The sequence below is a fragment of the Actinomadura monticuli genome (assembly GCF_041463655.1).
In the GTDB taxonomy this organism is placed as follows: domain Bacteria; phylum Actinomycetota; class Actinomycetes; order Streptosporangiales; family Streptosporangiaceae; genus Spirillospora; species Spirillospora monticuli.
Map to the genome: position 1 here is coordinate 149460 of NZ_JAXCEI010000002.1, position 14900 is coordinate 164359.

General features: G+C 71.1%; 10 protein-coding genes. 2 read left to right on the plus strand and 8 right to left on the minus strand.

Annotated features, from left to right (window positions below):
- Positions 1–101: 101 nt before the first annotated feature.
- A complete protein-coding gene (locus SM611_RS04535) occupies positions 102–902 on the plus strand; it encodes a DNA-methyltransferase (protein WP_371947527.1) in 801 nt (266 codons plus the stop codon).
- Between the two features lie 142 nt (positions 903–1044).
- Here the strand turns inward: SM611_RS04535 and SM611_RS04540 are convergent, their stop codons facing one another.
- The 5 genes from SM611_RS04540 to SM611_RS04560 form a co-directional block, all read right to left on the minus strand.
- Positions 1045–2088, minus strand: a complete 1044-nt coding sequence (locus SM611_RS04540; RefSeq protein ID WP_371947528.1) for a ParB/RepB/Spo0J family partition protein — start codon at positions 2086–2088, stop codon at positions 1045–1047.
- 35 nt (positions 2089–2123) lie between these two features.
- On the minus strand, positions 2124–2945 hold the full coding sequence (locus SM611_RS04545; RefSeq protein WP_371947529.1) for a phenylalanine 4-monooxygenase: 822 nt from the start codon (positions 2943–2945) through the stop codon (positions 2124–2126).
- A 290-nt stretch (positions 2946–3235) separates the two neighbouring features.
- A complete protein-coding gene (locus tag SM611_RS04550; protein WP_371947530.1) occupies positions 3236–4465 on the minus strand; it encodes a cytochrome P450 in 1230 nt (409 codons plus the stop codon).
- A gap of 1 nt (position 4466) precedes the next feature.
- Positions 4467–7280: an amino acid adenylation domain-containing protein gene (locus SM611_RS04555; protein ID WP_371947531.1), complete on the minus strand. Its 2814-nt coding sequence runs from the start codon at positions 7278–7280 to the stop codon at positions 4467–4469.
- Positions 7281–7432: 152 nt separating this feature from the next.
- A complete protein-coding gene (locus SM611_RS04560) occupies positions 7433–8290 on the minus strand; it encodes a phosphotransferase (protein ID WP_371947532.1) in 858 nt (285 codons plus the stop codon).
- A gap of 182 nt (positions 8291–8472) precedes the next feature.
- On the opposite strand from SM611_RS04560, the gene SM611_RS04565 reads away from it, so the two are divergent.
- On the plus strand, positions 8473–9843 hold the full coding sequence (locus tag SM611_RS04565; RefSeq protein WP_371948010.1) for a condensation domain-containing protein: 1371 nt from the start codon (positions 8473–8475) through the stop codon (positions 9841–9843).
- On the opposite strand, the gene SM611_RS04570 is transcribed toward SM611_RS04565, so the two are convergent.
- Genes SM611_RS04570 through SM611_RS04580 form a run of 3 tightly spaced genes read right to left on the minus strand, consistent with a single transcriptional unit; the run spans position 9824 to position 14849 of the window.
- The gene (locus SM611_RS04570) at positions 9824–11701 is read right to left on the minus strand and encodes an ABC transporter ATP-binding protein (protein WP_371947533.1); all 1878 of its coding nucleotides are present in this window, start codon (positions 11699–11701) and stop codon (positions 9824–9826) included. The genes SM611_RS04565 and SM611_RS04570 overlap by 20 nt on opposite strands.
- Positions 11698–13545: an ABC transporter ATP-binding protein gene (locus tag SM611_RS04575; protein WP_371947534.1), complete on the minus strand. Its 1848-nt coding sequence runs from the start codon at positions 13543–13545 to the stop codon at positions 11698–11700. The genes SM611_RS04570 and SM611_RS04575 overlap by 4 nt, the downstream gene beginning before the upstream one ends.
- A complete protein-coding gene (locus tag SM611_RS04580) occupies positions 13542–14849 on the minus strand; it encodes a DegT/DnrJ/EryC1/StrS family aminotransferase (RefSeq protein ID WP_371947535.1) in 1308 nt (435 codons plus the stop codon). The genes SM611_RS04575 and SM611_RS04580 overlap by 4 nt, the downstream gene beginning before the upstream one ends.
- Positions 14850–14900: the final 51 nt, after the last annotated feature.

A 14900-nucleotide genomic window follows, 5' to 3' on the forward strand; every position in this document is an offset into this window, starting at 1 on the left:
CCAAATTCCCGAACAGCCGCTTACCTTGATATGAGTGGTGACTGATGTGGCACCGCAAAGTAAGAGGTGCCGGCTGCCGTCGCCATTGGAAAGGGACACTCATGACCGTCGTGCTGTCGGGACCACTCGGCGCGTTCCATCACGTCGACTCGCGAGAACTGATGCCCGCCCTCCCCGCGGGGAGCGTCGAGCTGGTCTGGACGTCGCCGCCGTTCGAAGGCATCGACGGCGTGTTCGCCGACGACCCGGCGGGGCGCGCGTTCGTCCGCTGGCTGCGCCCCTTCTTCAAGGAGTTCGAACGGCTCCTCACCCCGACCGGCAGCATGGTGATCGAGATGGGCCACACCTGGCTCGGCGACCAGGCCACCCGAGGGGTGCAGAACGCGGCACTGCTGGCCACGCTCGTCGGGGAGGAGGGCTGGCACCTGGTGCAGGAGTTCTACTGGTACAACCCGCACCAGCTGCGGTATCGGCCCGATCTGGTCGACACCCGTCTGCGGTTCCACGACAGCGTGAGCCTGATCTACTGGTTGTCGCGCGGCACGCAGCCCCACGCCTCGACCGCTCCGGTGATCGGTGCGCAAGGCGGCGGCAGGCCGGACGGCAACTACCTCGTCCTCGACGACGATGAGTCCGACGCCCAGTACTTCGCCGACTGCGCCGCAACAGACGAGACACCGCATCCTGACCGGCACCCGATCGCCGTGCCGGGCTTCTTCATCGATTTCCTCACCTCACCCGGCGACCTCGTCCTGGACCCGTTCGGGGGCAGTGGAACCACCGGCCTGGCCGCCGAGGCGCGCGGGCGGCGCTGGCTGTGCGCGGAGTGCTCACCGGACCTGGTGGAGATCGCGCGCAGGCGACTCCGGCACCTGCCCGGGGCCGTCGACCATCTGCTGTGACCGACCCGGGCCAGGTCCAGGATCTCTTGGCGGTGCGGGCCAGGGTTCACCGTGGCCCGCACCGCCTTCGAGATCGGCTCCCAGACCGTCAGCGCCGAGGTGCCGAGGATGCGAGTGGCGTCCATCGCCGGTGGTCGGCGGTCTAGACGCTCTGGGAGATCTCCGCGCTGCGGTTCTCCAACTGGAGTGCGAACTCCTGCCAGGCGGTGGCGTGCGCGTGCGCCAGGGTTCTGATCACCTCCAGGCAGTGGGGCGGGAGCTGCTCCACGACCTTGGCCCGCATCGGGACGTCCACCGGTCCGGTCCGCAGCCAGAGCACCAGCATCCGGCCGATGTCGTTGTACCTGAGGGACGGATCTCTTTTCAGGCTCGCCAGAGCGGTCGTGTAGTCGCTGTACCGGATCGGTGGGGCCGTCGTCCTCGGCTCCCTGCGGGTGTGGCCGTTCGCGGTCGCTTCGCGAAGGCCCTGCCTTGACGGAACCGGATCGCGCCCGTCGCTGAGCCGCTTCCGCACGTCCAGCACGGTCGAGGGCGCCAGCCCCGTCGACTTGGCGATCTCTCGCAGCGACGCCTTCGGATTGTCCTGCAGCAGCCGGCCGGCCAGCCTGCGGGCTTCGCCGGTGTCAACGGAACGCGCCCGCCCGTCCCGGCCGATCCGGACGTGTGCGGGCGCGGTCGGCGCGGCTGAACGGAGGCGGATCGCGCCGACGGTCGAGGCCGCCAGGTTGACGATCGAGGCGATCAGCCGGTCGGACCAGTCCGGATGGGAATGGATGATGCGGATCGCGGCCTCGCGCCGGTCGGCGAGCGACAGCGGCAGTCCGTGGGAGACGTTCGACTGGACGGCCAGGGCGAACGCGTCGCGTTCGTCGCCGTCGTACCAGATGACCTCGATCTCGCTGTCGCCGCGCAGTTTCGCCGCCGCCAGCCGGTGCATCCCGTCGATGACCCGTCTGGACGGCCGATGCACGAGGATCGGCGGCAGCGGAGACGGGGACTCCGCCAGCAGGCGCACGTGGTCCTCGGACTCACCGCTCAGCCGCGGCGAGTCCGCCGGCAGGAGGAGATCGATCGGGCAGGAACTCCGCTCGCATCCGTTGAGCTGCCGATCGAGCCAGGTCCAGGACGTGACGGCCGTATCGGCCGGACCGTGCTCGATCGCCGCGATTTCGGCTTCGGCCCTCATGCTTTCCTTCCCCCGTCGAGGATCGACCATGGGAGTCAACCGGCGTGTCCGGCGGAAATCCGGCGGCCCAGGAAGCTACGCAGCTCGTTCGCCAGATGGTCGTAGGAATCCACCACGAAGAGCACCGGCTGGTACTGGTAGATGTCGTACTTCAGACGGGTCATCATCTCGATCGAGAATTCTTCGACCGAGACCTCCCGCAGCGATGTGAGCTCCCCGACGGATGACAGCAGTGCCGCGCCGTACGCCCGGAGGCCCGCGCCCTCCCGGATCACGCCGGTCTCCATGGTGAACCAGAAGACCTGGCTGATCGCGTCGAGTTCCCGCTCGGAACGGGCCCGCACGGCGGCTTCGCCGAAAAGCCGGTAGAGGTCGGCGAACAGCGGATCGCTGAGCATCACCGCATGACCCACGAGCTCATGAAGGATGTCCGGGTCGGGGCTGTACAGCGGTGTCGCCGGGCAGCGCATGTACAGGGCGCTGTGGAAGTAGCCGTCGGTGAACGACGTGTAGAAGTCGCGGACGGGAACCAGGCCGGGAGCCGGCAGCAGGCGGAACCCGCTGGTCCGCTCCAGTCCGGACGAGACCTCCCCCAGGCTGGGGACGTTCGTGACCGGGAGTTTCAGGCGGTCCGCCGCGTCCAGGTAGCGGGCGCACGCCACCGCGGGATGCAGGTCCTGGAGTTCGGCGATCACCGTCTCCCAGAGCGCGTCCTCCTCCTCGGTGTAGGCGACCTCGGGGAGCACCTCGCCGCGCTCGTGGCCCACGATCTGCTCTTTGATCATGTTCCGGCGCGAGGCGCAGGCGTCGTCGATGGCGTCGCCGCCTTTGGAAACATGGCCGCCTGAGTACGTCACGTGCACACTCCCGATGTCGAGACATGGGAATCCGGCCGACGCTTGTGAGCGCAAGCGAGACGGCCTCCGAGACGGCCAGGAGCTGGCCGTCTCGGAGAACGAACGGCGAAAGCGCCCCGAATCCCCAGTTGCGAGCGGACCGTGCGGAGATTGGCGAGAAGCCATCACCGCATATTTCTGTCCGCGGCTTTCGGGTTGATTGAATCATTCGCGGGCTTCACATCGGCTTCACGCTGACTTCAGCGGATTTGAGCCATTTCCCTGGTAGGGCGCGCGCAGATCGCGCTCGGTCAGCGACCGCCGCCGGCGAGCCGAATCGGCAGCCGCGTGATGCCGAGGATGAAGTTGGAGCGCAGGCGCTCCGGTTCGCCGGCGAGTTCCAGCGCCGCGCCCTGGTCGAGCAGGCAGCGGAAGAGGATGGAGAGCTCCAGTTGCGCGAACACGGCGCCGATGCACCGGTGAATACCCGATCCGTAGGACAGGTGCCGGTTCGGGCGGCGCTCGATGTCGAACCTGTCCGCTCGGGGGAACACGTCCTCGTCACGGTTCGCGGAGACGTTCCAGAGCGTGACGACGTCGCCGGCTCCGATGTGCTTCCCGGCGAACTCCACGTCGCGCAGCGCGACCCGCTGCACGTAGGCGTTGGTGGAGCTCCAGCGCAGGATCTCGCCTACGGCGGAATCCACCAGGTCCGGTGTCTTCCACAGGAGGCGGAGCTGTGCCGGGTCGTTCAGCAACGCCAGCATCCCCGAACACGCGCTGTACGACGAGGTCTCGTTGCCGCCCACAGCGACGTTCAGGCAGTTGTAGAGGATCTCTTCGTCGTCCAGGGGACGGGCGTTGATGCGCGCCCGGAGCAGGACGCCGATCAGGTCATCGCCGGGAGCCCGCCGCCTCGACCTGACCAGGTCGTCGAAGAACTCGAATATCTCCGCCTGGATCTCGGCGAGCCGCACCCGCTCGTCGGAGCCCAGGTCGCCGAATGCGGGGTCCCGGTAGCCGAGCATCCTCCGCGTCAGGCCGATGAGGTGATGGGCTTCCTCGTAGGAGACGCCCATGATGGCCATGAGAGCGCCGGCGGGCAGCTCGGGCGCCACATCCGTGGCGAAGTCGGCGCCGCCGTTCTTCTCCATGCGCGACAACGCCTTCTCGACGAGAGATCGCACGTGCTCCTGAACCCGTTCGCCGGTGGCGGGAGAGAACACCTGATGCATGATCTGGCGCAGGAGACGGTGCCGTGGCGGGTCGGACGCGACCAGCATCCGCCCGGAGGCGGTGTCCGTCTCGTTGCGGAACGACCCGCCCAGCATCGCTCCCCCGGAGGAACTGAACGTCGTGTGGTCGCCGTACGCGGAGACGACGTCCCGGTATCTGGTCAGGGCCCAGAAGGCATCGCCATCGACGGTCCGGTTCAGGTACACCGGATCGTTCGCCCGCAGCCAGGAGAAGGCGTCGTGATGCTCGTCCCGCACGAACATGTCCACGTCGGTCAGGTCGATGACCTCGGGTCGCGTCGCCATGTCAGCCGGCCTCCCCGGCAACGCGAATGACCTCGGCGAGGCCGGCGAGGTCGGTGGCGGTGAGGATCTGCCGGGTGCCGACGGACACCCGGAGATCCCGCTCGATGCGGCGCTGCATGCGGAACGCGAGCAGCGAGTTCCCGCCCAGGGCGAAGAAGTCGTCGCGCCTGCTGATCCATTCCACCCCGAGCAGCGACTCCCACATGCCGGCGAGGTACCGCTCGACCCGGTCAACGGGCTCGACCATCGCGTCGCGCCGTCCGATGTGGTCCCGCGCGAGTCTTTCCAGCTCGTCGCGATCGCGCTTGCCGTGTTCGGTGGTGGGCAGCTCGGGGACCTGGACGAACGAACTGGGCACCTGGTAGTCCGGCAGCTGCTCGACCGCGAACCGCCGCAGTTCGCTCGGGGTCACCTGGCCGCTCGGCGCCACCAGGGCGACCAGCCGGCGGTCGACGCTCCCACCGGCGGCCACGACGGCGACCTCCCGGACCGAGGGGTGCCGCGCGAGCACGATCTCGACCTCGCGGGGCTCGACCCGGTAGCCCCGGATCTTGACCTGATCATCGGCCCGGCCGACGAACTCGATGAGGCCGTCCTCGGTCCTGTACCCGAGATCTCCGGTGGCGTACATCCTGCCGCCCGGCGCGCCGAAGGGGTCGGGCAGGAACCTCTCCGCGGTGAGTCCCGGCTGGTCGAGATAGCCCAGCGCGACACCGGCCCCGCCGATGTGCAGTTCACCCGTCACGCCGGCCGGGCACTCGTCGAGGTCCGGTCCGAGGACGTAGACCTCCGCACCCGGCAGGGGACGTCCCACCGGGACGGACGCCGCGCCGTCCGCCACCTCTCGCACCGGATGCGCCAGGCAGGCGGTCGTCCCCTCGGCCGGGCCGTACAGGTTCGTGAACTCGCCGCTGAACGAGCCCGCCAGCAGCTCACGGCAGGCGGCCGGCTGGACCACGTCGCCGCCGGTGTGCAGGACCCGCAGGGCGGCGAACGCGTCCCTGTCCTCGTACACCACGTGGTTGAGCGCCATGGTCGGCGCGAGGAGTGCGGTGATCCGCCTGCGTCGCAACTGTCTCTGCAGGTCGTCCGCGATCAGGTCCGCCATGGACGGGAGCACCACGACCTCCGCGCCATGGGCGAAGCTGCACCAGATCTCGAAATGAAGGGCGTCGAACGACAGGCTGGAGACGTGCCCGGTCCGATCGGCGGGAGACAGCGGCGGCAGGCCCGGGTTCTCCGCGAAGTAGCGCAGGTTTCCGTGCGAAAGCAGAATGGCCTTCGGGGTGCCGGTCGAGCCCGACGTGAACAGCACCGTCGCCACGTGGCCGGGCCGTACCCCGGGTAGCGGCCCGGGGTCCTCCGGCGCCTCCGCGTCCGTCCACTCCAGGACGGGCAGGCCGAGGACGCGCAGTTCCGCCGCCTTGTCGGCTTCGGTGACGACCAGGGCCGGCCGGCTGTTGACGATCATGAGATCGCGGCGTGCGTCCGGGTAGCGCGAGTCGACCGCGGCATAGGCCGCGCCGGCCATGAGGACCCCGACCATGCTGACGATCGCGGGCACGCCCCGGCGCAGGTGGATCGCGACTCTGTCCCCCTCGCCCATGCCCCGTGCGCGCAGCCGTTCGCCGAACGCCCGCGCCTGGTTCCACAGGTCGGTGTAGGTCAGCGTGGAGTCGTCGTCGGATACCGCCGGATGGTCGGGGTACTTCCGCACCGTCCGTTCGAGCATCTCCAGCACCGTCGACCGGCCGGCGGTGGCGGGCGCGTCCGTGCCGTCCGTGCCGTCCCTGCCGGACGAGATCTCCTGCGGAAGCCGCGCGGCCTCGCCCAGGCACTCGTCACGCGTGCCGACGAAACCCGTGGCCGTCCATCCGGGCGGTATCGCCTTGGCGGAGGGCCAGATGCCGCCTCGGCCCTCGGCGTTGACCACCACCCGGTGGCTGCCCGCTCCCCCGCGGTCGGCCATGTCCTCTCCTCCTGCCCGCCGGGCCGGGACCCGGGTGGCCGCCGTGGCCCGGTCTCGCTCCCGGACGATCCTCGCGAGCCAGGTGCCGGTGATCTCCCTGGTCGCCGGATTCGTCAGCAGCTGCGGCCGCGGCACATCGACCCGGGCTCGCTCGGTGCCGGCCGCACCGGGCCAATCGCCGTCGTAGCCGTGGTCCCGCGACATCACGTGGAAGACCTCACCACCGAACGCCGTCCAGGACGCCTTGTGGGCGGCCACCAGGTGGACGAGCCAGTCGAGATAGAAATCGGCCACCTTTTCGGCGATGGCGGCCGCTTCCGGGCCTGTCCCGCCGTTCGCCAGCGCGGCGGGCACCAGATCGAGGAGGCTGCTCCGCAGCACGGCGACCGCCGCTTCCGGGCTGGTCGAGAGGAGCTCTTCCAGACGCGCCGGATCGACGGTCTCCGGGGAGCCCGTCCCGGACTGCGACGCCACCTGGTTCGCGGTCACGAGGTACTGCTCGTGCACGGCGGCAGCCGTGGCGGGCTCGCCGTCGAACAGCACCAGAGGCACGGGCGGCCTGTCCACGCTGATCGCGGCCGCCACCTCCTGAGCGATGGGCGCGGCCATGCAGTAGGCCAGGACCGCCGTCGTCTCCGCCGGGAAGGGCCCGAACCGGTCGACGAGTTCGGCGGCGTACGCCGCCGCGGTGGGAGCGCGGACGAACGGCTCCGCCAGCAGCGACCGGACGTCGAATCCCATCGATTCCAGATTCATGTCGGCGATCCGGTCCTCATCCCTGCGACCGGGATAGTCCAGGACGAGCAGGACCGGACGCCTCGCGCCGTGGTCACCTCTGCCTTGCATGGAAACTCCGTTCTTCGTCCGGCCGAAGGCACCACATGTGATTTCCCATCCATTGATCGGCGCCCTCACTCTATAGTCCGCATAGAACGCCATCCATCATGTTCGACTGTTCAATCGCGACGGTCGAACAATCACCTCCGCGGCGCCGCCGCTCAGATCCAGCCGGGTGCCGCTTCGCACAATCGGCGCACCCATTCGCGCAATAGCTCGGGATGGCCGTCGACCATTCCTACGGCGTCGATGATCCGGCGGTACGTCTCGGCCTGGTAGGCCGCGCCGATCACCGGGGCGGCCGCCATCGCGACGGCGACATGCTTTTCCGGCCCGTGCCGCTCCCACATCCGCGCGAACGACGCCTCTATTCGCCGCCGCCGCGCCTTCGACCGGGCGTCCAGCAATGGCTGCGCCAGTTCGACGAACGGATGGCTGACACAGGCGTCGGTCCAGTCGATGTACACCCATCCGCGGTCCGTCCGCCACGCGTTCGAGGTGCTGACGTCGCCGTGGACGAGGGTCGCCGGGATGTCCAGGCCGTCCAGCCGCCGGCTGATGCGTTCGAGCACCGGGACGACGCGGCGCAGCGCCGTCCTCTCATCGACCGCCAGGAGGTCGGCTCGTGCGGAGAGTGCCGCGACGGCGCCGGGCAGCCCGGCCGGCCTCCGGTCCGGACAGCCCATCGCCAGCAGTTCCCCGGCCCGCCCGGCCGAGGCGACCTGGACGGGCACGATCGCGTCGAGCGGGGAGCCGCCGGACGACCGGCGCGGTCGCGGCGCCTCCGTGGTGAGCTGCCAGCCCGGACCGTGCCCGACGACCTCGGGGACGGACCCGGGCGCGACCTGCGAGACCCAGCCGGTGACACGTCCTTCGTGCGCGAACAGCGGCGGCACCTCCTTGTACCAGAGCGGGCCGGAACCGGTCGGAATGCGAAGCACCGCCGAAAGGCTCCAGCGCCTTATCTCCCGGGGCGGGCCGCTCACCGCGATGCCGCGGCGGGCCAACTCCGCGGTCACCCGCTCCATTGTCGACCGGAACCATCCCGGCCGTTCCCAGCTCATGCTCGGGGACTCGACTGCCATGCCGGCGAGTATCCGTTCGGCCGATGCCGCGGTTCAAGGAGCGCACGCCTTTCATTGACGTATTGCCTCGGGTCGCAGAATCATCTGGAAGCATGAAGATGATTTCGCTGCGCGAGATGAATCCGGCACCCGGCCGAGTCGTGCTGCTCCATCCCACGGCCGGCACGCGCGATGCCGTCGCGGCGGCGCCGGCTCATCCGGTACCGCCCTCATATCAGCAGGAAACGTATCTCCGGCGCGCCTTCGCCCTCCACTCGGACGGAAAGCGGGCGGCGCGGTGGTTCGTCGGGAAATTCGATGTCCCCGGGCCCATCGAAGCGCGTTCGTTCGCGGCGGCGATCGAAAGGTTCGCGGCGCGGCACGCCGAACTGCGTTCGGGATTTCGCGCCACGGGCGATCAGATCGAGCGCTATGTGGTGGACGCGCAGGACGTGCGGTTCGACTCGTCCGAGTCAGGAATGGTGACCGATCCGGCGGAGCTGCTCGCCGCCCTCGTGGACCACTTCGGTGATGCCGCGGAACCGGTCGTATGGCCCTCGTGCGCGTTCGCGGCCATCTCCCGCCAGGACCGGTCGACGGTGTTCATCGCGTTCGACCACATCCACATCGACCGGTACACCGTCGCGCTCGCACTCGACGAGATCAGGGCGATGTATCTGGCGAACGTCGACGGCCGGGACCTGCCGCTGCCGCGAGCGCGCGATTTCCTGGAGTTCTGCGCCGCCGAGCGCCGGGCCTCGGCGGACCCCGCGAACTCCGCCGAGCTCCACGAGGTCGCGGCCCAGTGGCGGAACTTCGTGAAGGCGGGGGGCGACGCGCTCCCGCGCTTCCCGCTGGACGTGGGGTCCGAGCCGGACACCTCGTATCCGATGACGTACGACGACTTCTGCGAGCTCGACGCGGAGACGACCGACTCCTTCGAGCGGTTGTGCCGCCGCCACGGCGGCAACCTCTACTCCGGCCTGCTCGCCGCGCTCGGCCTCGCCGCCAACCGCGTCGCCGGCCAGTCCGTCTTCCGGGCCATGGAGCCCAGGCAGGTCCGCCGCGACCCGGCGGAACACGCCTTCGGCTGGTACGCGAGCACCTCGTTCGTCATGTTCGACGTGATCGACAAGATCGACGGGTTCGGATCGGGCTTCCGCGAGACGCTCGCCGCCGCCCGCGCCGCGACGCGCGCCGCCGGCACGCGGATGGACGTGCCGTTCGACCGGGTCGTACGGGAACTGGTACCGCCGTTCGAGTCCGACCGGTCGTTCTGGGTCAATTACATCGACAACACGCGGCTCCCGGGCAGCGAGCATTTCGCCGAATGGGACGTGTGCTTCGTGACGAACGAGCGCCGCGGGGACACCGTCGATTTCTACCTGCTGCGGACACACGCGGGCCTCACCGTCCGGGTCCGGTACCCGGCCACCGGGATCGCCGGGGACGTCATCGCGTCGTACGTGGACACGGTCACCGGCGTGATCACTGAGGCGTCGGGCTAGCGGGCCGGCCGGGGCCCGCCATCGCCTCGCCCGCCTCGCCCGCCTCGCCCGCCTCGCCCGCCAGGCCGCCGGTCGCGTAGGCGTTCGCGTGGATGCCGTAGAGCTCCGCGTACTGACCGCCCAGTGCCATCAGCTCGTGGTGGGTGCCGGACTCGGCGACCCGTCCCTTGTCGAGGACGACGATCTGGTCCGCGCCGGTCACCGTGGAGAACCGGTGCGAGACGATCAGCGTGACCGCGCCGGTGCGCGCCCCGATGTCCCGCGCGTACGCCATATAGCGGTCGAAGATCGCGCGCTCGCTCGGCGCGTCCAGCGACGCCGTCGGCTCGTCCAGGACGAACATGAGCGGGTCGGTGCGCATGGAGGCGCGGGCGAGCGCGGCGCGCTGCCACTGCCCCTCGGACAGCTCGACCCCGCCCAGCTCGCGGCCCAGCTGCGTGTCCAGGCCGTCCGGCAGCCGCGCCACCAGCTCCTCCGCTTCGGCCGCCCGCACCGCGTCGGCGATGCGCGTCCGGTCGCCGAGACGGTCCACGTCGCCCAGGCCGACGGTCTCGGCGAACGTCGTGGCGAAGCGCCCGAAGTCCTGGAAGGCGCCGCTGAAGCGCGCGCGCCAGCCCTCGGCAGCGATGTCGTTGAGGTCGGCGCCGTCGACCAGGATCCGGCCGCCGTCCGGCCGGTAGAACTTGCCGAGCAGCTTCACCAGCGTGGTCTTGCCCGAGCCGTACTCCCCCACGACCGCCACCACGGAGCCGGCCGGGAAGGTGAGGCTGACGTGGTCGAGCGCGACGGCGTCCGTTCCGGGGTAGCGGAACGTGACGTCGTCGAGGACCACCCCGCCTCGCAGCCGCCGGGGGGCGGGCGCGGCGGCGGTGACCCGCTTCCGGTCGGCGGCGATGTAGTCGCGCAGCCACAGGAACGGCTCGATGGCCCGCGCGGCGTCGGCCGTCTGCGCCGAACTGGACACCGTGCTCTGCACGGTCTGCCACAGCGAGGAGGCGACGATGACGGTGAGCACGAGGTCGCCGATCGTGCTCGTCCCGTGCGCCGTGCGGTAGGCGACGAGCGTCAGCGCGCCGGCGAAGCCCAGCGTGAAGACGGTCCAGCCGGCGAACTTCCCCACCGCCGCGAGGACGTGCGCGCGGAACTGGCCGGCCACCGTGGCGTCCCACGCGGCGCGCTGGCGGCGGACGACCTCCTCGGCGGCGCCGCCCACCCGCAGGTCCTTCCCGGAGGCGGCGCCGGTGGCCACGTCGAACAGGTGCTCCTGCAGGCGGTCGGCGCCCGCGGTGGCCAGTTCCGCCCGCGCGATGAGGCGCTGCGCGTAGTGGTCGCACCACACCGGCGCCAGCGCGAACACCAGCAGGGCGAGCAGCCACGGGCTGACGGTGCCGAGCAGGAGCAGGGTGACGACCAGGCGCAGCACGCCGGCGAACGCCCGGACCGCCTTCCACATCCAGCCCATGAGCCGGCCGGACGAGGCGCGGACGACCGTGACCCGGTCGAGGAAGTCGGTGCGCTCAAGATGCTCGATGCCCTCGATCGTCGCGATGTCGCGATGGATCCGGGGGTGCAGTTCGAGGCGGCCGGACCGGTCGATGGTGGTGCGGACCAGTTCCTCGAACAGATTCCGCATGACCGCGCTGAACGCGTACACGATCGCCGCGGCCACGCCCCAGGCGACGGCGTCCGCCCGGTGGCCCGCGATGCTCGCGCTGACGGCGGCGTGCAGCGACAGCGCGCTGGCCGCGACGATCCCCACCGAGCCGGCGATGACGCCGAGCGAGGCCGCGCTGAGGCCGGGCAGCCGGCGGCAGGACAGCAGGAACAGCTCCCACCACAGCGATATGTACCGCGTCATGCGACGTCGCCCTCCTCGATGCGGTCGTCGTAGCCGGTGTTGAAGCGCTGAGCCTGGATGGCGAACATCTCGGCGTAGGTCCCGCCGAGCGCCATCAGCTCGTCGTGCGTCCCGGACTCGGTGACCCTGCCCGCGTCGAGCAGGAGGATCCGGTCCGACCGCCGGACGGTCGACAGGCGGTGCGAGATCAGCAGGGTGCTCGTCTCCCCGCGGATCCGGGCGAGCCGGTCGAACACGTCGAACTCGGTGCGGACGTCGAGATGCGCGGTCGGCTCGTCCAGGACGAGCAGCCCGGCGCCCATGTGCACCGCGTACATCGCCCGGGCCAGCACCACCTGCTGCCACTGGCCGCCGGACAGGTCGACGCCGCCATCACGGGACCGCGCCAACGGCGTGTCCCAGCCGGCGGGCAGCCGCTCGACCAGCCGGTCGAAGCCCGCGTCCCGGGCGGCCCGGTCCAGCGTCGCCTGGTCCGGGTCGCACCACGCGTGGCCGAGCCGCACGTTGTCGCGGGCGGACAGGTGGTAGCGGACGAAGTCCTGGAACACGAAGGAGATCCGGCGCCGCCACTCCAGGTGGCCGGCCTCCGTCAGCTCCCGGCCGTCCACCGTGATCCGTCCGGACGTGGGTGCGTACAGCCCGGCCAGGAGCTTGATCAGCGTGGACTTCCCGGCGCCGTTCATCCCGACGAGGGCGATCAGCTCGCCCGGCCGGATCTCCAGGTCCAGCCCGTCGAGGACGAGCCGCTCGCTGTCGGGGTAGCGGAACGAGACGCCCTCGAACCGCACCGTGGGCGGTCGGTTCCCGGCCACCGGTGCGGGCCGCCGGTCGGCGGGCCCGGCCGGGTCCGCGGCGAGCAGCCGGCGGAGCCGGGCCGTCGCGGACAGGACCCGGAGGCCGCCGGCGATGTCGTAGCCGTCCTCGCTGTCCGACAGCGCGACGAAGACCGACCAGGCCGCGGCGAACACCGCGGTCTGCGCCGCGACCGTCGTGTCGCCGTCGGCGGCGCTGAGCGAGACGATCCCGTACGCCGGCACCAGGCCGACCACGACCAGCAGCCACTGGCGGCGCTCGTCGGCGGCGGCCCGGAGGACGTACGACCAGAACGGCTCGTTGGCCTCCTTGATGTGGTGCTGCATCCGCCGCACCATCCAGTCGGCGAACCCGAAGACCCGGACGTCCTTGCCCTCCCCGGGCGAGATCGCCGCGCGGCGCCAGACGTCCGCGTGCAGCTCGCCCTTGATCGCCAGCCGCCAGCGCCGCGCCAGCTCGGCGTGGTGGCCGGCGCGCAGGTGCTGGCCCAGCACGGCGGGGCCGGCCACCAGCGGGATCAGCCACCACCAGCCGAATCCGACGAGGACCGCGCACGACGCGGCCACACCGAGGAGCCGCGCGAGCCAGCGCAGCTGGGCGATCGCCCCGCTGGCGGTCGTGGCGTCGACGCCCCGGCTGCGGTCCGCGCCGACCTCGCGGATCAGGCCCTGTGCCGCCGCTCCTTCGAGGACGTCGATGCGCCGCGCTCCGGCCGCCAGCCGGGCGACGTCCGCGCGGACGGCGCCGTCGACGCGGCCGGTGACCAGGTAGCCGAGCGGCGTGATCGCCGACTCGGCGACGTAGCCCACCAGCAGCACCGCCGCGAACATGACCGCCGGACCGAGCGCGGCGGAGAAGGCCGCGTCTCCCGTGCCGGTCCTGAGCTCGTCGATGAGGCGGGCGAGCGCGAACGCGGTGGCCGCCGGGACCAGGTGGCCGGCCGCGAGCGCGGCGAACAGCGCGGCGGGCGGCACCCGGCCGGCGGGCGCGAGCGCGCGCAGCAGCCGCATCCGGTGCGAGAGCGTGCTCACGACTCGGCCGGCCCCGTCCCGTTCGCCGGCGCCGGGATGCTCGCCGCCAGGCGCCGCACCTTGGCGAACGCCTCGGCGACGACGTCGACGTCCGCGGGCCGGGCGAGCAGCAGCGAGTGGTGGAAGGTCAGCACCTCCGCGCTCGCGCGCTCGGCGTTCGGCAGCTCGAACCGGCTCGGATCGATCCGGTCCCGGTGCTCGTCGCTCAGGAGATAGCGGCGCTTGCCGAGCGGCTGGTAGAGCGGGTTGCGGTTCAGCGGCGGGTAGCAGCGGCTCACCGGGAAGCCGATCTCCATCTCCACCGCCCGGCAGACCTGCCCGGCCGACCGGGCGGCGAACGCCTCCGGATCGACGCGGACCGCGTACTGGTAGTAGGTGTCGCCGGTCACGCCCGGGAGCCGCCGGATCGGGTCGACGCCGGGAACCTCGCGGAGCCGGGCGGTCAGCCGTGCGGCGTTCGCCGCGCGGATCTCGTTCTCCTTGTCCAGCACCTCGAGCCCGCTGAGCAGGACGGCGGCGCCGAACTCGGACAGGCAGTAGTTGTTGCCCATCAGGCTCGACCGCTCGATCAGCTCCATCCGGTCGTCCCCCGGCGGCTGCGGCGCCAGCCGGCGGCCGTCGGCGCGCAGCTGGAACATCGCGTCGAACAGGTCCGGGTCGCCGGTGATCGCGGCGCCGCCCTCGCCGGCGGTCAGCAGCTTCGTCTGCTGCATGCTGAACGTGCCCACCCGTCCGAGGGAGCCGGCGCGCCGGCCGCGCCACCGCGCCCCGTGCGCCTGCGCGCAGTCCTCCAGCACGGGGACTCCGTGCCGCGCGCCGATCGCGAGGATCGCGTCCATGTCCGCCATCGAGCTGTAGAGATGGACGACGTTGATCGCCCGGGTCCGCGCAGTGATCGCGGCCTCCACCGCGGCCGGGTCCAGGCACAGCGTCGCCGGATCGATGTCGACGATCACCGGGACGGCGTTCACGTTCAGCACCGCCGAGGCGGACGCGACCCAGGTGAGGCCGGGCACGATCACCTCGTCGCCGGCGCCCACGCCGAGCGCCTCCAGGGCGATGACGAGCGCGCTCGTGCCGTTGGCCGTCGGCACGCAGTGCTCGACCTCGTTGTAGGCGGCGAACCGGCGGGCGAACTCCTGCTCGTGCGAGCGCCTGCCCTTCCACGGGCCGGACAGGGCCCACCGGCCCGATCCGAGTACGTCCGCGACCAGCTGATCCGTACCGGTCACCGGGCGCGGCCACACCGGCCAGTCGATCGTGGCGACGGGCGCGCCACCGGTAACCGCGAGAGACTGTCCCACAAATCCCACCTAAGGTCGAAGATTTTCGTCGGATGGCCGGGTGGCCGCCGC